Genomic DNA, 20,179 nt, shown 5'->3' on the forward strand with positions numbered 1-20,179 from the left:
CGCGGCATCCTAACCGGACCCGGGCCGCCACCACGCCCCGCCGAGGCCCGTCCGCATTTACGGGGTCGCCCCTGGGAGACGACCGTTCGGGCGAGCTCGGTGCGGGGGCGGCCATGAGGCGGGCCCTCTTCCGTACGGGCGCGCCCCCGTACGGAAGAGAGCTCGTACGTACGGGGAGCGGTCCGTACGGGCGCGGTCCGTACGGGCGGGTGGTTGCCCGGATCCGGGCCTGCTGCGGCCAGGACGGGCTGGTCAGGAGGGTGGGGGGAGGGCGGTCAGGCCGGCGCCGATGAGGCCGGCCTGGTCGGTGAGGGTCGCCGGGTGGATCGGGGCGCGGCGGGGGCCGGGCAGGGCGTCGGCGCGGTAGGCCAGGCGGAGCGGGTCCAGCAGGAGGGGGCCGAGTCGCGAGACACCGCCCGCGATCACGATCACGTCGGGGTCCAGGAGGTTGGCGGCGCCCGCGAGCGTGCGGCCCAGGAGGGTCGCGGCGGTGCTGATCACCTGGGCGGCGCGCGGGTCACCGGATCGGGCCAGGGCGGCGATGGCGGCCAGGTCAAGGCGGTCGCCTGTCAGCTCGTGGCCTGTCAGCTCGTGGCCTGTCAGCTCGTGGCCTGTCAGCTCGTGGCCTGTCAGCTCGTGGCCTGTCAGCTCGTGGCTTGCCAGCTCGTGGCCGGTCAGTTCGTGGTACGTGCGTTCGATCGCGGGGCCGGAGGCGTGGGCTTCGATGTGGTCCGTCGCGCCGCACGAGCATCTGCGACCGGCGACCAGGGCGGCGGCCGGGGCGGGGAGGTGGCCGAGGGCGCCCGCGGTGCCCGTGGGGCCGGGGTACGTGGTGCCGCCGGTCACCAAGGCGCCGCCGATGCCGGTGCCGACGGCGACGACCAGGGCGGTGCGGGCGCCCCGGGCGGCGCCGAGGCGGGCTTCGGCGGTTCCGGCGGCGTGGCAGTCGTTCACCACGGTCACCGGGAGGCCGAGGGCGTGCCCGGCGACGGACCTGACGTCGGTGCCCGCCCAGCCGGTGAGCAGGTCGGTGGCGCTGGAGATGCGTCCGCCGGCGTCGACCACGCCGGCCGTCGCGATGCCGCACGCCACCACCCGGTCACCGCCGAGGGCCAGCAGGGGACGGGCGCAGTCCAGGACGGCCGCCATGATGGCCTCGCCGCCGTCGGCCGCCGGGGTGGGCGTGCGCCGCTCACCGGTCAGCCGCCCGGCCGCGTCCACCAGCCCGGCCGCGATCTTGGTGCCGCCGATGTCCACCGCCACGGCCAGCGCCCCGCCACCACCGCTGAAAGCCCGGGAGCCGACGCCGGGGGCCTGGGAACGAGTGCCCGGCTCCCCACCGCGGTCCCAGGACAGGTCGACTGGCCGGTTCGTCGTCATCGGGAGGCTGCCGGGGTGGCGTGGGTGAGGCGGGCGGTGAGGGACACCGGGTCGGTGATCGCGCCGCCGGCCACGACGGCCCACGCCCCGGCCTCGAACGCGCGCCGTACCTGGTCCTCGGTCCGGTAGCGCCCCTCGGCGACGACCCGCACGCCGCGCCCGGCGAGGGCGGCGACGAGGGCGAGGTCGGGGTCGTCGGGCGTGGGGAGCTGGGCGGCGGTGTAGCCGGACAGGGTGGTGCCGACCACGGCGGCGCCCGCGTCCCAGGCGGCGAGGCCCTCGTCGAGGGTGGAGACGTCGGCCATCACGGGCACGAACGCGCGCACGGCCGCGACCAGCTCGGCGTCGGCGGGCGATTCGCGGGTCAGGTCGACGGCGACCATCGCGGCCCCGGCCGCCGCCAGGTCGCGGGCGAGGCCGAGGGTGGGGGTGATGAGGTGGCGGTGCGCGTACGGGATCTTGTGCAGGCCGATGACCGGGAGCGCGGTGTGGCGCCGGACGGCGCGGATGTCGGCGGCGGAGTTGATCCGGAGCCCGGCGGCGCCGCCGAGTTCGGCGCAGCGGGCGAGCCGGGCGATGGTCTCGGGGTCGCGCAGCGGGTGCCCGTCGGGCGCCTGGCAGGAGACGACGAGGCCGCCCCGGATCTGTTCCAGCATGGTTGTATAGCCCAATCCACCTGATCCCCCACGACAAGGGGGATTCGCTCGGCGAAATGGTATAGCCCAATTCTGGGGAGGGCTAGACTGCCCGCTGTGAACGAGGAGGCGGAGGGCAAGTCGGCACGGCTGCGCCGGCATCTGCTCTCGCTGCTGGGCGACGAGCTGGCCCCGCACGACCGGCTGCCGACCGAGCGCAGTCTGGCGGAGGAGTTCGGGGCGAGCCGGTTGACGGTGCGGCTGGTGCTCGACCAGCTGGAGCGGGAGGGCCGCGTCTACCGGGTGCAGGGCTCGGGGACGTTCGCGAGCGAGCCGCGCATCGCCAAGTCGGTGGAGCTGACCTCGTTCAGCGAGGACATGCGGGCGCGGGGGCTGCGGCCGGGTTCGCTGGCGGTGACGGAGGAACGCATCCCGGCCGGGGCGGAGGTCGGCTACGCGCTGGGCATCAGCCCGTCGGCCGAGGTGCTGCACGTGCGGCGGGTGCGTACGGCCGACGGCGAGCCGATCTGCCTGGAGCACTCCTACCTGCCGTCGGCGCTGGTGCCGGGCACGCTGGGCGAGGCGTTGCGCGGCTCGCTGTACGAGGAGCTGGCCGGGCACGGGCTGGCCCTGCGCCGGGCCGAGCAGACGATCAGGGCGACGGTGCTCGACCCGGCCGACGCGCGGGAGCTGCGGGTGGCGGCGTTCTCGCCGGCGTTCCTGGTGCAGCGGACGGCGTACGACGCGCGCGGCCGGGCGGTCGAGCGCGCGCTGTCGCTCTATCGGGCCGACCGCTACTCCTACGAGCTGACGATCTACCGGGACTGACCGGCTACCGCGACTGACCGGCTATCGGGACCGGCCGGCGAAGGTCGTCAGCGCGTCGCCCGAGAGCCGGTAGCGGATCCACTCGTCGCACGGCTCGGCGCCGATGGACCGGTAGAAGTCGATCGACGGCTGGTTCCAGTCGAGCACCGACCATTCGAACCGCTCGTAGCCGCGCTCGACGCCGATGCGGGCCAGTTCCGTCATGAGCGCCTTGCCGTGCCCGCCGCCCCGGCTCTCCGGCCGAACGTACAGATCCTCCAGATAGATCCCGTACGTCCCGGTCCAGGTGGAGAAGCTGAGGAACCACAGCGCGAAGCCGACGACCTGCCCGTCGCTCTCGGCGACGTGGGCGTACGCCGCCGGGGAGTCGCCGAACAGCGCGTCCTTCAGCCGCTCGTCGGTGAGCTTGACCTCGTGCAGGGATTTCTCGTATTCGGCCAGGTCGCGGACCAGCTGGTTGATCACGGGCACGTCGTCGGGAGTGGCGGGGCGAATCATGTGCGCAAGCGTATGACACCTGCGCGCCTACCCTTTTCGCCCGTCCCCGTGCGACGATGCGCAGGCGTGGTGCGCGCCGGGGGGCGGGGGGCCTGTTGGGATGGCGTGCGCGCGCGTTCCCGGGAGGTGGCTGTTCGGTGGGGGGCGTGGATCTGGCCCGCTGTGACGACGGCGCGTTCGCGATCACCGCGGGCGAGCGGGCGCTGTACGAGGAGGGCGACTTACGGGCCGCGCGGCGCTGCTTCGAGGCGGCGCACGGCCGGGCCGAGGCGAGCGGCGACCGTGCCGCGCTGGCGCGGGCGGCGCTGGGGCTGGGCGGGATCTGGGTGCAGGAGCATCGGCCGGGCCCGCGCCAGGAGACGGTACGGGCGCGGCAGCGGCGGGCGCTGGCGCTGGTCGGCCCGCGCTCCCCGCTGGCGCTGCGGCTGCGGATCAGGATGCGCGGCGAGGACGACTACCGGGCGGGCGAGCACGCCGGGACCCTGCGCCTGCTGGAGGAGGCGAGGGCGGCGGGTGACCCGGTGGCGCTCGCGGAGGCGCTGAGCCTGGCGCACCACTGCCTGCTGGGCCCGGCCCACGCGGGCACGCGGCTGGCGCTGGCGTCGGAGCTGACGGGCGTGGCGGCGCGCACCGGGCGGCGCGGCGACCTGCTCATGGGGCTGATGTGGCGGACGGTCGACCTGTTCAAGGCGGCCGACCCGCAGGCGGAGCCGTCGCTGCGGGAGCTGCGGGCGGCGCTGGCGGCGGGCGACCACCTGGCGGTCGGGTTCGTGGCGCGGGCGGCGGAGGTGATGCTGGCGACGCGGGCGGGCCGGTTCGAGGAGGCGGAGGCGCTGGCGGGCGCGTGCGCGCAGCGGGGCGCGGAGGCGGGGCACGTGGACGCGCCCGGCTGGTACGGCGAGCAGCTCGGCGCGATCCGCTGGTTCCAGGGGCGGGCGGGCGAGCTAGTGCCGTCGCTGCGCGAGCTGGCCGGGTCGCCGACGCTCAGCCCGGTGGACCACGCGGTGGCGGCGAGCCTGGCCGTGTCCGCCGCGACGGCCGGCGATCATCGGACGGCGGCGGGGGTGCTGGCCCGGTTGCGCGGCCAGAACCTGCCGCGTTCGGGAAGCTGGCTGGCGACGCTCTACTTCCTGGCCGAGGCCGCGTACCTGCTGCGTGACACGGGCACGGCGGCGCGGGCCCGCGAGCTGCTGGCGCCCTACGCGGGGCTGCCGGCGGTGGCCGGGCCGGGCGTGACGTGTCTCGGCTCGGTGCGGCACTCGCTGGGGATGGCGGCGCTGACGACCGGCGACGTGGACGGCGCGGTGGCGGAGCTGCGCGCGGCGGTGCGCGACAACGTGGCGCTGGGCCACCGGCCCGCCGCGGCGCTGTCGCGGCACCGGCTGGCGCAGGCGCTGGCGCTGCGCCACGGCCTCGACGACGAGGCGGCCCGCCGGGAGCGGTCGGCCGCCGCCGAGGAGGCCAGGGAGCTGGGCATGATGCTGCCCGCCGGGCCGGGCGCGTGCCGGATCGAGCCGCACGGCAGGCAGTGGCGGGTGACGCTGGGCGGGCGGCGCACGCTCGTCGCCGACAGCGTCGGCATGCGCCACCTGGCCGTCCTGGTGGCGCGGCCCGGCCGGGAGGTCCCGGCGGCCGACCTGGTCGAGGAGGACCGGGCGGGCGGCGGGGAGCGGGCCAGGATCGCCGTCGGCAAGGCGGTCAGGCGGGCGCTGGCGCGGATCGCGGAGGCGGACCCGGTCATCGGCGTGGAGCTGCGGGCCGCCGTGCGGACGGGGGCCCGCTGCGCGTATCTGCCGGGAAACGACGAGATCCCGCCCAACCGGACGGGATCTCGTGAAGAGTAGCGGGGGAAGGATTTGAACCTACGACCTTCGGGTTATGAGCCCGACGAGCTACCGAACTGCTCTACCCCGCGTCGACTCCTCAACTGTATCGCACTTCCGGACCTACACGAGCCGGATCACGTGAAGCAGATACTCCTTCCGGTTGAGCGGGTTGTGGTCGGTGCGCGGCCGGGCGGGCACGGGGCCGCGCACCTCCTGGTAGGAGTCGAACGCGCTCTCCAGCATCCCCTCCCCCCGGGTGAGCCCCGGCAGCCGCTGCTCCAGCTCGTGCACCCGGGCCGCCGGGATCACCCCGTCCACCCGGTACGCGCTCCCGGCCGGCCCGGCGGCGCCCGGCACGCCGCCGAGGCGGGCCAGCTCGGCCAGCACGGCGGCGGAGGCGTCGGCCGGCAGCTCCAGCGTGAAGCGGTGCATCGGCTCGTACACGCGGGTGCCGGCCCGCTTCAGCGCGTCCATGAGCACCAGCGGCGTCAGGTGGCGGAAGTCGCCGGCGGTGCTCGACATGCTCTTGTCGAACCCGCCGTGCGCGCTGCTCTGCCTGGCCCAGTAGCCGGAGTGCGTGAGCGTGACCACGCAGTCGAGCACCTGCCAGCCGTGCAGCCCCTGGCCCAGGGTCTCGCGGACGGTGTCCTCGACGGCCCGCATGAACGTGTACGGCATCGAGCCCAGCTCCACCTCCAGCCGGAAGTCCACGCCTGACCCGATCGGCGCGGGCTCGACGCGCAGCCCGACGGTGCCGAGGAACGGGTTGCCGTCCTTGCCGATCAGCTCCACGGCCGCGCCGGTGCCCGCGGGGCGCTCGACGCAGATCGTGGTGGTCTCGCGGAAGGTGACGCCGAGCCCGTACTCGGCGGCCAGCGTCTCCTGGATGACCTCCTTCTGCACCTCGCCGTACAGGGAGACGGAGATCTCCTGGCGCACGTCGTCCTGGCGCAGGTTGATCAGCGGGTCCTGCTCGGCGAGCTGGGAGAGCGCGGCGTGCAGGGCGGCCCGGCCGGACGGGTCGCCGGGCACGACGACGGTCTCCAGCGTGGGCGGCGCGAAGTGCTGCCGGGCGAGCCGCGGGGGCCGTCCGACGGCGTCGCCGATCCGCACGTCGGTGAGCCCGTGCAGCCGGGCGATGCGCCCCGCCTCGACGGCCGGGGCGCGGACGGCCGAGCCCCGGTCGAACAGCGCGATCGACGTCACCTTGCCCTCCCGGCCGTCGCCGAACGGCACGACGTCCCGTACGCGGACCGTGCCGGAGAACAGCCGCACGTAGGCGGCCTTCTCCCCGGCGGGCCCGCGCTCGACCTTGAAGACGGTGCCGGAGAGCGGCCCGCCGGCGTCGCCGCGCGCGGCCGGGAGCAGATCGCGGATGCCGCCGACCAGCTCCGGGACGCCCGCGCCGGTGATGGCCGAGCCGAGGAACACCGGGTGCGCGAGCGCCCGCCGCGTCTGCCCGGCCAGCGCCCGGCGCAGCCGCCGGTACGGGACGGGCGTGCCCTCCACGTACGCGGCCAGCAGCGCGTCGTCGTGCTCGGCGAGCGTCTCGGCCAGGGCGTCGTCCGCGTCGCCCGGCCCGTACGGGACGAACCGGGCGTCGCGCCGGCCCTCGCCCGTGACGGCGCCCATCGCGACGCTCGCCGGGGCGAGCTTGGCCGCGATGTCGCGCAGCACGCCCGCGCAGCGCGCCCCGCTCCGGTCGATCTTGTTGACGAAGATCAGCACGGGGATGCCGAGCCGCCGCAGCGTCCGCATCAGCACGCGGGTCTGCGCCTGGACGCCCTCGACGGCGGACACGACGAGCACCGCGCCGTCGAGCACGCCGAGCACCCGTTCGACCTCGGCGATGAAGTCGGGGTGGCCGGGCGTGTCGATGAGGTTGACCGTCACGTCGCCCAGCGGGAAGGAGACGACGGCGGACTTGATGGTGATGCCGCGCCGGCGTTCGAGGGCGAGGGAGTCGGTCTGGGTGTTGCCGTCGTCGACGCTGCCGAGCTCGTCGATGACTCCGGCGGCGTGCAGCAGCCGCTCGGTCAGGCTGGTCTTACCGGCGTCTACATGCGCAAGGACGCCCAAATTCAGGAATTTCACGAACCGCCATGTCCTCTGAGTGGATGGAAGTGCTCAGCTGGGGGGACATGGTTGTGGCTCGCATCGTGAAGCTCCTCCGCTCGTCGGTGTCCCGGCAGCACACCAGATCGGCGGCCGCCGGGACAACAGGTTTTACCTCAGCCAGCGGCGGCTTCGAGCAGACCCTTCACCTCGATCTTGTTCATGCCGAGCATGGCCTGCGCGACCCTGGCCGCGACCGCCGGGTCCGGGCCGCCCATCAGCTCCGGCAGGGCGCGCGGGATGATCTGCCAGGACAGGCCGTAGCGGTCCTTGAGCCAGCCGCACCGGCCCTCCTCGCCGCCCTCCGTCAGCCGGGCCCACAGCTCGTCGACCTCCTCCTGCGACGCGCAGTCCACGTACAGGGAGGTCGCCTCGCTGAACTCCTTGCCCGGGCCGCCGTTCAGCGCGATGTGACGCTGCCCGGCCAGCTCGAACGTCACCGTCATCGCCGCACCCCCCGGCACCCGCTGGACGTCCACGATCCGCGAGTCCGGCAGGAGCGAGGTGTAGAACGTGGCCGCCTCCTCGGCCTGGTCGTCGAACCACAGGAATGTCGTGACCTTCTGCATGACGTCGTCCTCTCGTGCGGGGGAACCTCCCCCTCACCAGCGCGTCGAACGACCGGCCGCCGGATCGACACGCGGCCGAGAAGTTTTCCGCCGGGCGCGTCACGGCAGGTCAGGCCACCCGCCATACGATCGTCCCCGAGACCTGAGGAGGCCCGATGATTTTCATCACCGCGAAGTTCCGCGTACTGCCCGAGTCCGCCGCCAGGTGGGCGGAGATCACCGCCGAGTTCACCGCCGCCACCCGGGCCGAGCCCGGCTGCCTGTGGTTCGACTGGTCGCGCAGCCTCGACGACCCGAACGAGTACGTGCTCGTCGAGGCGTTCCGCGACGACGAGGCCGGCGCCGCGCACGTCCGGTCGGACCACTTCCGCGAGGCGCAGCGGACGCTGCCGCCGCACCTCGCGGAGACCCCGCGGATCGTCAACACGACGATTGCGCAGGACGGCTGGTCCGAGCTGGGGGAGATGGCCGTGCCGCCCGCGCGATGACCTCCTCCGTCGTGAGCGGCGCCCTGGGGTGGTGGCTCAGGCACATCGGCACCCGCGTCCTGACCGGGCCCCGCCCCTCCAGTGCCACGTAGAACTCGCCGGACCGCAACCGCGACACGTCGGGCACGTCGCCGCCCTTGGCCCGCGCCATCTCGCGGGCCGCGCCGATCTGGATGGGCGCGTTCAGCAGGCCGAAGAACTGGGTGGCGGCGTTGCCGGGGATCTGGTTGTGCAGGCCCTTCGGCGCCTGCGTGGCGAAGACCAGGCCGAGCCCGTACTTGCGGGCCTGCGACGCCAGCGCCAGCGTGCTGCGCAGGCACGCGGTGGCGCCGCCGGCCGCCGGGGCGAACGTCTGCGCCTCGTCCATCACGAACAGGCCGCCCAGCGGCCGGTCACCCGCCGGGTTCTTCTTGACCCAGGCGAACAGCGCAAGCTGCAACTGGCTGACGAAGCTCTGCCGCTGCTCGTCCCCCGGCAGGCCCGCCAGGCTCACCACCGACACGCGGGCCCGCCTGCCCGGCGGCGGCGTCAGCAGCAGGCCAGGGTCCACCGGCGTCCCCTCGCCGCCGAACAGCGGATCGTTGTCCATCGCCGCCCGCAGCGACTGGGCCAGATCCGCGGCGATGCGCTCCGCGTCCGCCAGCTCGCTCACGCCCTCCGGCAGCGCCGCCAGCATCCCGGCCAGGCCGCGCAACGTCGTCCCGCCCCGCCGCCCGTACCATTCGAGCGCCTTGCGCAGCACCGCCTGGCCGCGCTGCGCCTTCACGGTCTGCGCGGTCAGCTTCAGCCTCGGGGCCACGGCCGCCATCGCGGCCTCCACCGCCTCGCCGAACTCGTCCGGATCGGCGGCCACCCCGGCCAGGTCGGGCAGCGGCTGGAAGCTCAACGGCCGGCCCGCCGCCCGCCTCGGCGTCCACACCACCACATCGGTGCCCGCCAGATACGCCTCCGCCTTGCGCTCGTCGCCCTCCGCCCAGCCCTCCGGCCGCTCCGGCCACCGGTCCCCCAGCCTCGCCAGGTCGTTGTTCGGGTCGAGCACGATGGCCGACACACCCCGCAGCGCGCACTCCTCCACCAGCCGCCGGATCAGCACCGTCTTGCCGGAGCCGGTGCCGGCGAAGATCGCCACATGCTTCCTGAGCCCCTCCAACCCCACCCGCACCCCGACGTCCACGTACTCCCCACCGTCGAAGTCCCCCGAAACGGACACACCCGACACGACGGGAGCGGGCGCAGCCGTCTGCGACCCCGCCCCTCCCGAACCGGGAACCCGCACCGCGCCCCCACCCGAACCGGACGCAGCCGCTCCAGGAGCGGGGGCGGGCGCCTCCGGCGTGCCACCGCCCGGACCGGACGGCGACCCCCCGGGCGTGGACGCACCGGACTGGGGCGGTTCGGGGGGAACGGTCCACGGGCCGGTGAGGGCTTGGGTGAGGAAGGGGACGGCGGACGTGGGGCGGCGGGTGGTGAGCCAGGACGCGAGCCCCGGCGGGTTCTCGGCCAGCAGCGCCTTGAGCGCCGCCAGGACCTTGAGGTCGGCCGGCGTCACGGGCAGGGTGCGCCCTCCGGCGTGCTCGAAGGCCGCGATCGCCTCCTTGGTGCGCACCCCGGGAGACCAGGGCGCGTTGCGCAGCAGGAAGAGCCGCCGCTTGGGCACGCGCGGATCCAGCCCGGCGGCGACGGACGCCTTGCGCACCCGGTTGAGCGCCGCGTTCCCGTGGGCGGCGCTGACCGCGCGGAACGCCCAGTGCGCCTCGTCCTCGGTCTCCTCGTCGAGTGTGTGCCGCAACCGGGCGTGCAGCGGCGGCTTGGCGCTGGGCGGCGGGTCGACGCTGAACGCCTTGCCCGCTTCGCCGCGTTCGCCGACCCAGGCCGTCAGCCCCGCCGCGAGGAGCGCGGGGACGATGACGTCCTCGGTGGCGGCGTCGAGCTCGGGCGGCTCGGCGGCGTCACGCAGGCGGGCGAACCGCGTGTCGATCGCCGCGAGCAGTCCCGCGTCGGGGGCGGGACTCTGGCGCGGCGTGCCGGTGCCGGACCCGGTGAGCCGGGTCAGCTCGCGGACCTGCCCGTCCTGTACGCAGCCCTGGACGTGGTCGTCGATCGTGATGAGCAGCTGCCGGGGCGTGAACCCGGGCGCCTGCTCGAACGCCTCCGGCCGGACGGGCCAGGTCGGGTACGGCGGCTCGAACCCGGCGGCGGCGTACTGCACCTCGAACCGCCGCGCCACGAGCCGCGCCGCCGTCTGCGCGTCGGGCAGGGTCTTGAGCTGCACGGCCTGCCGGAACCGGTCCCGTACGGTGTCGACGGCCACCTTCTCGATCAGCGTCCAGGTCGCGGGCAGGCAGGTGACGACGGTGAGCGTGCGCCGGGTGACCTCGCGCAGGTCCATGAGCCCGCCGGCGATCCGTTCGATCATGGCCGATTCGCCCGGCTCGCGGGCGAGCGGATCGGTGGCGACGGGCGACTGGGCGACGAGCGCGTCGATCTGGTCGACGGCGACGATGGCGGGCCCGGTGAGGGCCAGCAGCCGCGAGACGTCCCTGACGATCTCCTGCGGGGTGCGGTCGACCTGCCGGATGCCCCAGCGGGCCCGCTCGCCGGGTTCGCCCTCGGGGGCCGACGACAGGAACGCCTCGCCGATGTCCTGCAGCGCGAGGTCGTCGGACGCGTACAGCACCAGGGCCCGCGCCGTGTCCTGCGCCTGGCTGCCGACCTGCCGGTCGAGCCGGCGCAGCGCCGTGACGAACCGGTCCAGCACCTCCCGGGTGACGGCCTTCCTGCCGCTGACGGCGCGCCGTTCCATCCGGGACAGGTCGGCCGCCGAGGCCAGCCGCGTCAGGAACAGGCCGAGCTGGCTCTGCCCTTCGGCGGCGTCGCGGGACAGGCTGTCCAGGACGGACACGACGGTGCTCTCCCAGAAGCCCTTGGCGTCGAGCAGGCCGACGAGGACGAAGTAGCCGCCGCGGCGTTGCGCCTGTTCGCGTACCCAGCCGAGCAGGTGGGTCTTGCCGGTGCCGCGCTGCCCCTGGACGACGACGCCGATCGGGCTGGTGTCGCGCCCCTCGGCGGCCTCGGTCAGGCCGGTGAGCACGATCCCGGCGGACGGCCCGTGCAGCCCGTCCACGTGGTGGTCGGAGTGCCGCCAGACGTCGTCGGCGCCCTCGGCGTAGTTGAAGCGGAGCGCCGCCAGGGCCGCGGCCCCGGCCGTCACTGCCCGATCCACAGCAGGTGCTTGTCCTGCTCGCCGATGCGGACGGCGGCCTCGCGGTCCTGCGGGCTGAGCGTCTTCTGGTTGGACTCGGGGACGAGGTTGACGTCGGCGAGGCGTTCCATGCGGGTCAGCGTCCCGTCGAGCGCCTCCCTCGGCACGTCGCCGAGCAGCGCCCGCAGCCGCGTCAGGCTCACCCACGCGCCGGGCGAGGCCGCGAGCCGGGTGTAGGCGTCCCGGACCCGCCCCTCCAGGTCCGCGCTCTCCCCCGGCGGCTCCAGCGGCTGGAACCCGGGCGGCTGCAACTCGGGCGACTGGAACTCGGGCGGCTGGAAGACGTCGGCGAGCCGCTGGTCGGTACGCTCCAGGAACTCCGGCAGCCAGCCGAGCAGCGCCCGCGCGATCACCCCCGACGAGCCGCCGAACACCGGCAGCCGCCCCGCGCGCAGGTCCTCCCCCAGCCGCGCCCAGCCCGCGTCGGTGAGCACGTGCGCGAACCCGCGCCCCTGCTTCCAGCTGTCGACCAGCTTCAGCTCATTGAGTCTGACCCGCTTCTTCCCGTCGATCGACAGCCCGCGCCGCGCCTTGAGCTCCGTGTTGGAGATCTCCCGGGCCTCGACCGCCAGCGCCACCAGCGCCGAGAACTCGGGCAGCGACAGGGCCTTGTCTGACATGGCTCATCCTTCGGTAGTCCCGCGGCGGCTCCGCAGAAACAGCTCGATCTGCCGGGCCACCGATCCGGGATCGGTCAACACATGGGAATCGGTGAAGCGCAGCACCGCGTAACCGGCGAGCTGGAGCAGCACGTCCCGCCTCCGGTCGTCGGCGAACTTGGCCGGCCGCCGGTGGTCGGGGCCGTCGATCTCGACGACGCACCGCTCCGCCTGCCACAGCAGGTCCACCCGGATGGGCGGGGCCAGCGGGTGGGGCTGGTACGTCCGGTTCCACGCCCGCCCGGCGGCCCAGGGCCGGGGCGCGAGCGCGTCCTCCAGCGCCTGCTCGCTGCGGCTCGCCGGGTGCGGCCGCCCCGCCACCGGCGGATACCCCAGCCCTCCGCCCTCCGCCTTCCCGTGCGGCGGGCGCGCGTCATCCGGCGTCCAACCGGCCGGCCGTACGCTCTCCGCCTGGTCGGTGGGGATGCGTACGCGCTCGCCGGGGAGTGCGCGGACGGCGGGAATGCGGAGCGGCCGGAGCGGGAGCGGGACGGCGGGCACCCGGTCCACGGCAGGCAGCGGCGCCCCCGCCAGCCACACGCCGAACCCACCCCGTTGGGCGAGCCATTCGCAGCCGGCGACGAGCACCTCCTGCGCGGCGGGCGGCAGCTCACCGGGGACGCGCACCAGGATGGCCGTCCACTCCCGCCGGAAGCTCGCGGCCAGCACCCGCGCCAGCCCCGCCGCCCGCGCCTCCGGCCCGAACCGCCCCCGCCCCCGCCCCCGACCTCGACCCCGGTTCTGGCCCCAACCCTGGTCTCGACCCCCGCCCCCGCCCTGGTCCCCGCGCTGGTCCCCGCCCTGGCCCCGAGCCCCGGCCTGATCCCGGGCCGCGCTCTGGCCTCGGCCCGCGCCCCCGCCCTGGTCAAAGGCAGGGGCGGGACCCGTACCCGGGAGAGGGCCGAAGCCGGGCGCGGAGCCCGGGACAAGGCCGGGCTCGGGAGCGGGGGTGTGGGTGATGAGGGCGCGGGTGGCCAGGGCGGCGAGGAAGGGGCCGAAGTGGGGGCTGGTCGCGGCTTCGCGCAGGGCCAGGGCGCAGACCGCGGCCGGGGCGGCGCCGCCGGGGCCGTCGAGCGTCGCGGCGGCCGGCAGCCAGGCGGGGAAGAGGGCGAGCGCGGCGGCGTCGAGCTCGTCCAGGACCGCCGCGACGAGGTCGGCGGCGGTGCGGGCCGGGCGGGCGGTGTAGGTGACGATCGCGGGGCCGTCCTCGGGCAGCGGATCGGCGGCGAGCTCGATCGCGTCGGGGTCGGCCCCGGCCCACACCACCCGGCCGGCCGGTGATCGCGACCATGAGCGCACCACAGGCCAGTCCTCGTCGGGGGGAGAAAGCGGGGGACAGCGGGGGAACCATCGGCGAGGCTATACGCGCCCGCCCGCGGCTGTCCGGCGAAAGGGTCTCAGACGCGTACCGGCACGGGGGCCGCCTCCGGCCGGGCCCGGCCGCGCCGGACGTGGACGAGGCCCGACAGCCCGGCGAGCAGCACCAGGATGGCCACGGCCACGGGCCAGGCCAGGTCGGGCACCGGTTCCGGGACGACGGGGGCGGCCTGGGCGGCGCGGACGAGCGCGGGGGCGAGCGCGTACGCGAGCCCGAGCCCGGCCGCCACTCCCCCGGCGGCGTAGAAGAGGGCGCGGGCCCCGGCGAGCAGCGCGGCCAGGACGAGGACGGCGAGCGCGGCGGCCAGCCCGAGCAGGAGGGCGGCCCGCTGGTCGCCGAGGAGGGGTGCGGCCAGGTCGCGCGAGCGGGCGAGGTGGACGTCCCACCCGGGGTGGGCGGCGAGCGCGGCCCGGGTGCGCTGGGGGTCGCCGGTGGCGAGCCACCAGTCGGTGGCGGGCGCGGGGAGCCGCCCGGCGGCCAGCTCGCGGACCTGGAGGGTGGGCCAGTCGGCGAGGATGCCGGGGAGCGCGGGCGTGGTCGCGGGCAGCCGGTCGACGATGCCGGCGACCTTGACGCGTACGGGTTTGCGTTCGAGGAGGATGACCGATTCGCGGCCGGTCTCGAGGTTGTGCGCGGCGGCGAGGTCGGCGGTGACGACGACGGGCAGCGGCCCGTCCACGGGCGCGGCGGTGGGCACGGGCCGGACGGTGACGGCGCTGTCGGCGACGCGCACGGTGAACAGCCCGCTGTCGGCCTGCTCGCCGCCGGTCCACTGCTGGCCGGTGGGCAGCGTGAGCGTCTGGTCGCCGGCGCGCAGGGCGGTCACGGTCGCGGTGCGGGGGACGCCGTCGACGACGCGGCCGAGAAACCCGCGGACGGTGAGCGGGTAGGCGATCTCCTCGCCGGGGCCGGCCAGCGCGGACAGGTCGACGTCGGTGGCGCCGGTGCGCAGCGGCGGCACGGGCACGCCGTGCCAGGCGCCGAGGGCGTCGGAGACCACCAGGACGAGCGGCAGCGGCCCGTCGGGCGTCTCGGCCTCGACGGTGAGCGTGCGCGGCGTGCCGGGGACGGGCAGCCCGCCGATGGCCGGGCGTCCGGCGGCGAGGCCGGCGGCCAGTTCGGCGACGGTGCGGTCGGACAGGTCGGGGCGGATCCGGTACGCCTGGCCGAGGCGGTCGGCGTCGAGGCCGACGAGGGTGGCGTCGTGCAGGTCGACCACGACCGTCACCCGGTGCGCGGGCACGGCGGCGGTGACGCCGGGCAGCGCGGCGAAGGCGCTGCCGCGGCCGAGCGCGTGCGGGGTGCCGCCTTCGGCGGGGCCGTGCACGCGCAGGTCGGCGCCTGCCTGGTGGGTCGCCTGGTCGGCCTGGGAGGTGCGCCAGGTGGCGGCGGTGGACACGGTGGTGACGACGAGGGCGGCGGCCAGGGCGACGGAGATCCCGCGCACGCCCGGCCGCCGTACGAGCAGCAGGAGCAGGGCCGCGCCCAGCGCGCCGGCGAGGCCGAGCACGGCGGCCCGGGAGGTGGCGGTGACGGCGTCGAGGCGGGCCACGGTCGCGGGCAGCGCGCTGACGGGCGTGCAGTCGGCGCACCCGGCGCTCAGCAGGCTCTCGCGCAGGCGCTCGACCCTGGCGGCCGTCGCGTGCGCGTCAGCGCCGGTCAGGTCGGGGACGAACGTCCAGGACGCCTTGACGTTGGTGGCGAAGCGGTCGAGGAAGGTCCGCTGGTCGACCATCAGCGGGCCGTACGTGGTGTAGTAGTCGCGCTCGTCGACGCCCCTGGCGAGCATCGGGTCGTCGGCCCAGCGCGGCCCGTACGGGTCGTCGAGCAGGTAGACGCCGGTGATCCGGACCTTGACCGGCTTGCCGTCGATGCGCCCCTGGACGGTTATCTCCTGTCCGGCGCGGAGCCTGGCGAGCGTGGCGGCGGGCTGGGAGACGGCGGCCTGCACGGTGCCGTCGGCGCCGCCGTGACCGGGCCAGGCGCCTTCGACGAGCTTGGCGTGCTCGCGCAGGTCGCTCACGCTGTCGAACCGGAGCCGCTCGGGCCGGCGCAGGTTCTCCTGGCCGGGCATCGCGTAGGCGTCGGAGCGGAACCGGGTGGCCGGCTCGCCCCCGGCCCCGCCGAGCGCCGCCCCGGCCTGTTCGCGGACGACGCCGTCGATGCGGGCGTACGTCTCGGCCGTGATCAGCCCGGTGACCGTGACGGAGGTGGCCTCCGGCGGCGCCGAGGCCAGCGCTTCGCTCAGGCCGGGCCCGCCCAGCGACATGGCGTAGCCGCCGAGCCCGGCCAGCGCGGCGGCCGGCAGCACGACGGCCAGCCCTTTCCAGAGAACGCGACTCCACTTGGACACCCCGACAAGTTCCCAGTGAACGCGCCGAAGATCAAGAGCGCGCGGGCCACGGGTTGATCAACGCGGCCCCGCATTAAGCCGCCCGAAATTCACCGATTCGATAATGGAATAACCGCTGTCCGGCGACTCCTGCTGGCATTCCCGCGCCTTTACCCCGATACTGGGAATGCAAGATCCGCTCATTTCCAGCCGGGAGAATCGCAAGCAGCCGGGCGTTCGAGTCTTGCGAAGAATGAAAGGGCGCTATGGTTGGGCGCCGGCTCACGCAAGGACGTTCCCTATTCGGCAGGGGTGGAATCCGTGGCGAAGCAGCTCCTGGGCGGCCTGACCGAGGCGGATCGCGCCGGCCGTCAGCACGTGCACGTCACCTTCGTGCAGAAGGCGTTCCTGGCCGACGACGGGCGGCTGCTCCTGGTGCGCAAATCGGCAGCCGACCCCTACCATCCGGGGCTGTGGGAAGTGCCCGGCGGGCGCATGCAGCCCGCCGAGGGGCTGGACGAGCACATCGTCCGCGAGGTGCGCGAGGAGTCGGGCATCGACATCGAGCCGGGGCCGCCGTTCCACATGTGGGACTGGCTCATGCGCGGTGAGGGCCGCTCCCGGGTCCGCGCGATCGCGGTGGGCCGGATCTGCCGGCCGCTGTCGCGCCGCCTGTCCCGCGCGCACCAGGTGCCCGGCGACCACATCAGCGACGTCCGCTGGGTGGCGCTCGACGAGCTTGCCGAATATCCGCTCATTCCCGGCATGGACCAGGCCGTCGAGCATTTCGTCCGCCTGCTCCGGCGGGGGCTCACCGACTCCCTCTCGGCATGACGGCGGCCCGGCCGCCGGGCGGGCGTGCGGGCCGCCTGGTCGTGATCGGGGAGATCCGGGTGGACGTGCGCGTCCGGCTCGACTCGCTGCGTTTCGCCGACCTGGACGCCAACCGCCTGCACTACGGCGCGGTGGACGTCACGCCCGCCGGGGTGGCGCTCGGCCTGGCCCGGCAGGCGGTCGGCCGGTTCGACCGGGTCGAGCTGGTCGCCAGGATCGGCCGTGACGCGTTCACCGAGACGATCCTGGCCGAGCTCGCCGCCCTGGGCGTCGAGCCGCGCCTGACCGTGGTGGAGGGGGTCTGCACCGGCCGCGTCGTGGTGGTGCGCGACGCCGGGCCGGGTGACGGGGTGCGGCTCATGGTCGCCGAGCCGCTGCCGGAGGGGCAGCTGCTCGCCCCCGCCGACGTGCGGGCGGCCGGGCGGGCGATCGCCGAGGCGGACGTGCTGTTCCTGACCGGCTACGAGCTCCTCCACCCGCGCTCGGCCCGCGCCGTGCTGGAGGCCGCGGGCATCGCGCACGCCGGCGGCACCCTGGTCTGCGTCGACATGGTGCCCCATGACCTCCACCTGCGCGTGGACTCCCGCCGGTGGCTGCCGGCGCTGCACGCGGCCGACGTCGTCGTGGCCGAGCTGCAGACGCTCAACGGCCTGCTGGGCACGCCGTGCGCGACGCCGGCGCAGCTCTTCCCGCATCTCGACGCGGCGCTGCCGGGCGGCCCGGTGTGGCTGATCAGGTCGGGGGCGGGCAACATGGGCCGGTCCACGGTCTACCATCACGGCCTCGTCCACCGCGACTACGAGACCGGCTACGAGCTGGCCCGCGAGCCCATGGGGTTCGGTGACGCGGTGACGGCGGCCGAGCTGCGCTGGCTGCTGTCGGCCTGGCCGCTGAGCAGCCGGTCGGCCCACGGCAGCAGCGCGCGCAACGTCGCCAGGAAGAGCTCGCGCGTCGCCAACGTGCCGTAGGTCTCCTGCCAGCGCCACGGCCGTCCCTCGGCGGTCGCGGCCTTGCGCAGGAACTGGGTGGGCAGCGCCGTGCGGCACGGGTAGACGGCCGGGCCCGAGGCGTCCTCCACGTACAGGTAGGAGGTCCGGCGGCGGTAGAGGCCCGTCATCCCGTACGGGCCGGCCCGCAGGCCCTCGGCCTCGACGCGCTCGCGCAGGGACGGCAGGCCGGGGACGCAGTGCAGGTGCGCGTGGTCGATGCAGGCGCCGCCGCCCTGCGAGGTCGCCGGGCCGTGCTCGAAGAAGGTGACGGGCAGGCCGTACGCGCCGGCCAGCATGGCGGTCACCAGGGCGCGCCAGGCGGCGAGCTTGTCCAGCAGGGCGGGCGGGCACGCGCCGAAGCACGGGCGGTGCGCGGTGGACACGATCAGCAGGTGGCCGGGCCGCAGCGGGGCGAGGTCGGGGGCGCACCACAGGTCGTCGTCACCCCACAGCACACCGGCCGCTCCCGGCACTCCGGCGTCGGCGTTCATCCGGAATCGATAACGGGCGCAGAAAACACAGTCCGTTTCTTCCGCCCGTGCGGTTGCATTGTTCCGCCCTATTAACGCGCCGTTCTTTTCCGCGGCGGTGAGCCCGGCTGCGGTGAGCCGTTCGCGCCATGATTCCCGCTCGGCCTCCGGCACCCGGCTCAAGGTCACGGTCCCGCCGGGCGCGGGGAGCGTCAGCGCCTCCGCCGCGAGGCGGGCGCCGGCCGTCAGGTCGCAGTGGACGCGCCGGAAGAACCCCGGAGGGTACGGCAGGGCCTCGCCCGCGGGCCTGCTGACCACGGCCCCCTCCACCGCGTAGCCGTCCGGGGACGGTCCGAGATGGACGAGCCCGGCCCCGTCGCGGAGGGAGCCTGCCCATTCCGGTGTTCCGCCGATGACCGCCGTGTCGCCTTCGTTCATGCGCTCCTGCTCCATAAGGGACGCCGAAATACAGGATTTATCCAGATCAATCACGAAAGGCTCCCCAAACATATTCAACGGCACCATCCCCGGCAACACCATCAATAGGTACGATGCGTGCGAGATCTCAGGCGGCCCGGCACGAAAGGGCTCGATGTACGAGATAGACCTGACCCAGGTGGAGGGCGCGCTGCGCCGGTCGACGAGCCTGTTGCGCCGGACCTACACCGAAAGCCCCGCGGGCGGTGGCGGCTGGTACCACATGCTCGAAACCCCTCCCCCGGGCGCCACCGCCACCGCGGTGGCGCTTCTGGCCTTCCACGCCGCAGGAGAGAAGCCGCACCAGCTCACCGACGCCCTCGCCTTCCTGCGGGCCAGGCAGCTCCGCGACGCCGATCCCCACGTCGACGGCGGCTGGTGGACCAACACGAGCGGCGAGCGCCCGGTCGTCGAGGCGACGGCCTGGGTGATCCGGTGCCTGGCGACGCTCCGGTGCGACTCCCGGCCCGACTCCCCCGACCTGGACCGCGCGGTGGAGTGGCTGCGCCGCAACCGCCACCCCTCGGGCGGCTGGGGATCGTTCGCCGACTGCCCGCCGCGCACCTGGCTCACCTGCCTGGCGCTGCGCGCGCTCGTGGCGGCGGCCCCGTACGATCCGGCCGTCGAGTCCGGCGTGGCCTGGCTCCTCGACCAGCGCCGGTTCCCCCGGGCGTGGGGCGCGGAGCCGGGCGCGACGCCGAGGGTGGCGCACACGGCGATGGCGCTGACGACGCTGCTGGCGGCCGGGGCCGACCCGGCCGACGAGCGGCTGCGGGGCCGGTTCGACTGGCTGCTCGAACACGTCGACACCGGCTCGCTGGACGAGAAGCACAACCGGGTGGAGAGCACGGCGGTGCGGCTGCCGAGCGCCGGCGGCGGCGAGATCTGGCGGCCCCCGCCGCTCATGCACTACGCGCTGCCGGTCGCCGCCACGGCGCTCATGCGCCACCCGCGTGTGCCCGAGCCGGACGTGACGGCCCGGCTGGCCGAGGCCGTGCACCGCATCGTCACCGACCAGTGCGACGACGGCTCGTGGCCCAACAACCACGACATGAACGTCACGCTGTGGGGCGTGTGGCCGTGCGTGGAGACGCTGGCCGGGATCCGCGCGCTGCCGCTGGCGCGTGCCGCGGACCGGGTCGTCTGGGCCGAGGGCGTCGTCGTGCTCCGGCGCGGAGACCGTGACCGGCCGCTGGCGGCGGCCCTGAAGCCGCTGCTGCCCGCCCGGCCGAGGCCGCGTCCGCTGCGCTGGGCGCGCCGCCACTGGGCCTGGGTGGTGTTCGCCACCTTCGGCCTGGGCGGCACCGCCGGCCTGCTGGCCGGGCTCATCGAGCCCAAGGACCTGGCGCTGGGCCTGCTCGTCCCCGTCGCGCTGCTGGTGATCTCGGCGGTCATGCAGCGCAAGCAGGCCGAGCCGTAAAGTTTTGGCGTCCCAGTCG

General features: G+C 75.1%; 15 protein-coding genes, 1 tRNA gene and 1 pseudogene. 6 read left to right on the top strand and 11 right to left on the bottom strand.

The genetic code is table 11. The features are described from left to right. Positions 1-252: 252 nt before the first annotated feature. Both AB0J53_RS07460 and AB0J53_RS07465 read right to left on the bottom strand, forming a co-directional pair. Positions 253-1,380, bottom strand: a complete 1,128-nt coding sequence (locus tag AB0J53_RS07460) for an ROK family protein (protein WP_364169589.1) — start codon at positions 1,378-1,380, stop codon at positions 253-255. Continuing rightward, the gene (locus AB0J53_RS07465) at positions 1,377-2,036 is read right to left on the bottom strand and encodes a putative N-acetylmannosamine-6-phosphate 2-epimerase (RefSeq protein ID WP_364169591.1); all 660 of its coding nucleotides are present in this window, start codon (positions 2,034-2,036) and stop codon (positions 1,377-1,379) included. The genes AB0J53_RS07460 and AB0J53_RS07465 overlap by 4 nt, the downstream gene beginning before the upstream one ends. Before the next feature lie 96 nt (positions 2,037-2,132). Between AB0J53_RS07465 and AB0J53_RS07470 the strand changes: the two genes are divergently transcribed. Continuing rightward, the gene (locus AB0J53_RS07470) at positions 2,133-2,843 is read left to right on the top strand and encodes a GntR family transcriptional regulator (protein ID WP_364169594.1); all 711 of its coding nucleotides are present in this window, start codon (positions 2,133-2,135) and stop codon (positions 2,841-2,843) included. Positions 2,844-2,864: 21 nt separating this feature from the next. On the opposite strand, the gene AB0J53_RS07475 is transcribed toward AB0J53_RS07470, so the two are convergent. After that, entirely contained in the window at positions 2,865-3,341 is a 477-nt protein-coding gene (locus AB0J53_RS07475) for a GNAT family N-acetyltransferase (protein WP_364169596.1), read from the bottom strand. Between the two features lie 137 nt (positions 3,342-3,478). Here AB0J53_RS07475 and AB0J53_RS07480 point away from each other — a divergent pair, with 137 nt between their 5' ends. Beyond that, positions 3,479-5,185, top strand: a complete 1,707-nt coding sequence (locus AB0J53_RS07480) for a hypothetical protein (RefSeq protein ID WP_364169599.1) — start codon at positions 3,479-3,481, stop codon at positions 5,183-5,185. On the opposite strand, the gene AB0J53_RS07485 is transcribed toward AB0J53_RS07480, so the two are convergent. From AB0J53_RS07485 to AB0J53_RS07495, 3 genes are all read right to left on the bottom strand, one after another. After that, positions 5,183-5,256 (bottom strand) — tRNA-Met (locus AB0J53_RS07485). The genes AB0J53_RS07480 and AB0J53_RS07485 overlap by 3 nt on opposite strands. A gap of 31 nt (positions 5,257-5,287) precedes the next feature. Continuing rightward, positions 5,288-7,246, bottom strand: a complete 1,959-nt coding sequence (locus tag AB0J53_RS07490) for a translation factor GTPase family protein (protein WP_364169602.1) — start codon at positions 7,244-7,246, stop codon at positions 5,288-5,290. A 152-nt stretch (positions 7,247-7,398) separates the two neighbouring features. Then, positions 7,399-7,851 carry a VOC family protein gene (locus tag AB0J53_RS07495; protein ID WP_364169605.1) on the bottom strand — a complete coding sequence of 151 codons (453 nt, stop codon included), beginning with the start codon at positions 7,849-7,851 and terminating at the stop codon, positions 7,399-7,401. Positions 7,852-8,006: 155 nt separating this feature from the next. Here AB0J53_RS07495 and AB0J53_RS07500 point away from each other — a divergent pair, with 155 nt between their 5' ends. Next, positions 8,007-8,339: a putative quinol monooxygenase gene (locus AB0J53_RS07500; RefSeq protein ID WP_219508254.1), complete on the top strand. Its 333-nt coding sequence runs from the start codon at positions 8,007-8,009 to the stop codon at positions 8,337-8,339. Here the strand turns inward: AB0J53_RS07500 and AB0J53_RS07505 are convergent. The 4 genes from AB0J53_RS07505 to AB0J53_RS07520 all read right to left on the bottom strand — a co-directional run bounded on the left by AB0J53_RS07505 (position 8,272) and on the right by AB0J53_RS07520 (position 15,991). Next, positions 8,272-11,562, bottom strand: a complete 3,291-nt coding sequence (locus AB0J53_RS07505; RefSeq protein WP_364169610.1) for a DUF87 domain-containing protein — start codon at positions 11,560-11,562, stop codon at positions 8,272-8,274. The genes AB0J53_RS07500 and AB0J53_RS07505 overlap by 68 nt on opposite strands. Next, positions 11,547-12,221 (bottom strand): hypothetical protein, encoded by a 675-nt coding sequence (locus AB0J53_RS07510; RefSeq protein WP_364169613.1) that lies wholly within the window; start codon positions 12,219-12,221, stop codon positions 11,547-11,549. Before AB0J53_RS07510 ends, AB0J53_RS07505 begins: the two co-directional genes overlap by 16 nt. 3 nt (positions 12,222-12,224) lie before the next feature. Continuing rightward, the gene (locus AB0J53_RS07515; RefSeq protein WP_364169616.1) at positions 12,225-13,562 is read right to left on the bottom strand and encodes a DUF559 domain-containing protein; all 1,338 of its coding nucleotides are present in this window, start codon (positions 13,560-13,562) and stop codon (positions 12,225-12,227) included. A 95-nt stretch (positions 13,563-13,657) separates the two neighbouring features. Further along, on the bottom strand, positions 13,658-15,991 hold the full coding sequence (locus AB0J53_RS07520) for a hypothetical protein (protein ID WP_364169619.1): 2,334 nt from the start codon (positions 15,989-15,991) through the stop codon (positions 13,658-13,660). 300 nt (positions 15,992-16,291) lie between these two features. On the opposite strand from AB0J53_RS07520, the gene AB0J53_RS07525 reads away from it, so the two are divergent. Both AB0J53_RS07525 and AB0J53_RS07530 read left to right on the top strand, forming a co-directional pair. After that, the gene (locus tag AB0J53_RS07525; protein ID WP_219508248.1) at positions 16,292-16,804 is read left to right on the top strand and encodes an NUDIX domain-containing protein; all 513 of its coding nucleotides are present in this window, start codon (positions 16,292-16,294) and stop codon (positions 16,802-16,804) included. Then, the gene (locus tag AB0J53_RS07530; protein ID WP_364169622.1) at positions 16,801-17,772 is read left to right on the top strand and encodes a carbohydrate kinase family protein; all 972 of its coding nucleotides are present in this window, start codon (positions 16,801-16,803) and stop codon (positions 17,770-17,772) included. Before AB0J53_RS07525 ends, AB0J53_RS07530 begins: the two co-directional genes overlap by 4 nt. 221 nt (positions 17,773-17,993) lie before the next feature. Here the strand turns inward: AB0J53_RS07530 and AB0J53_RS07535 are convergent. After that, positions 17,994-18,803 (bottom strand): annotated as a pseudogene (locus AB0J53_RS07535) (hypothetical protein); the annotation flags it as partial. A 52-nt stretch (positions 18,804-18,855) separates the two neighbouring features. Between AB0J53_RS07535 and AB0J53_RS07540 the strand changes: the two are divergent. After that, on the top strand, positions 18,856-20,160 hold the full coding sequence (locus AB0J53_RS07540) for a prenyltransferase/squalene oxidase repeat-containing protein (RefSeq protein ID WP_364169625.1): 1,305 nt from the start codon (positions 18,856-18,858) through the stop codon (positions 20,158-20,160). Positions 20,161-20,179 lie beyond the last annotated feature (19 nt).

It is taken from the genome of Nonomuraea sp. NPDC049725, from assembly GCF_040674795.1.
GTDB classification, from domain to species: domain Bacteria; phylum Actinomycetota; class Actinomycetes; order Streptosporangiales; family Streptosporangiaceae; genus Nonomuraea; species Nonomuraea ceibae.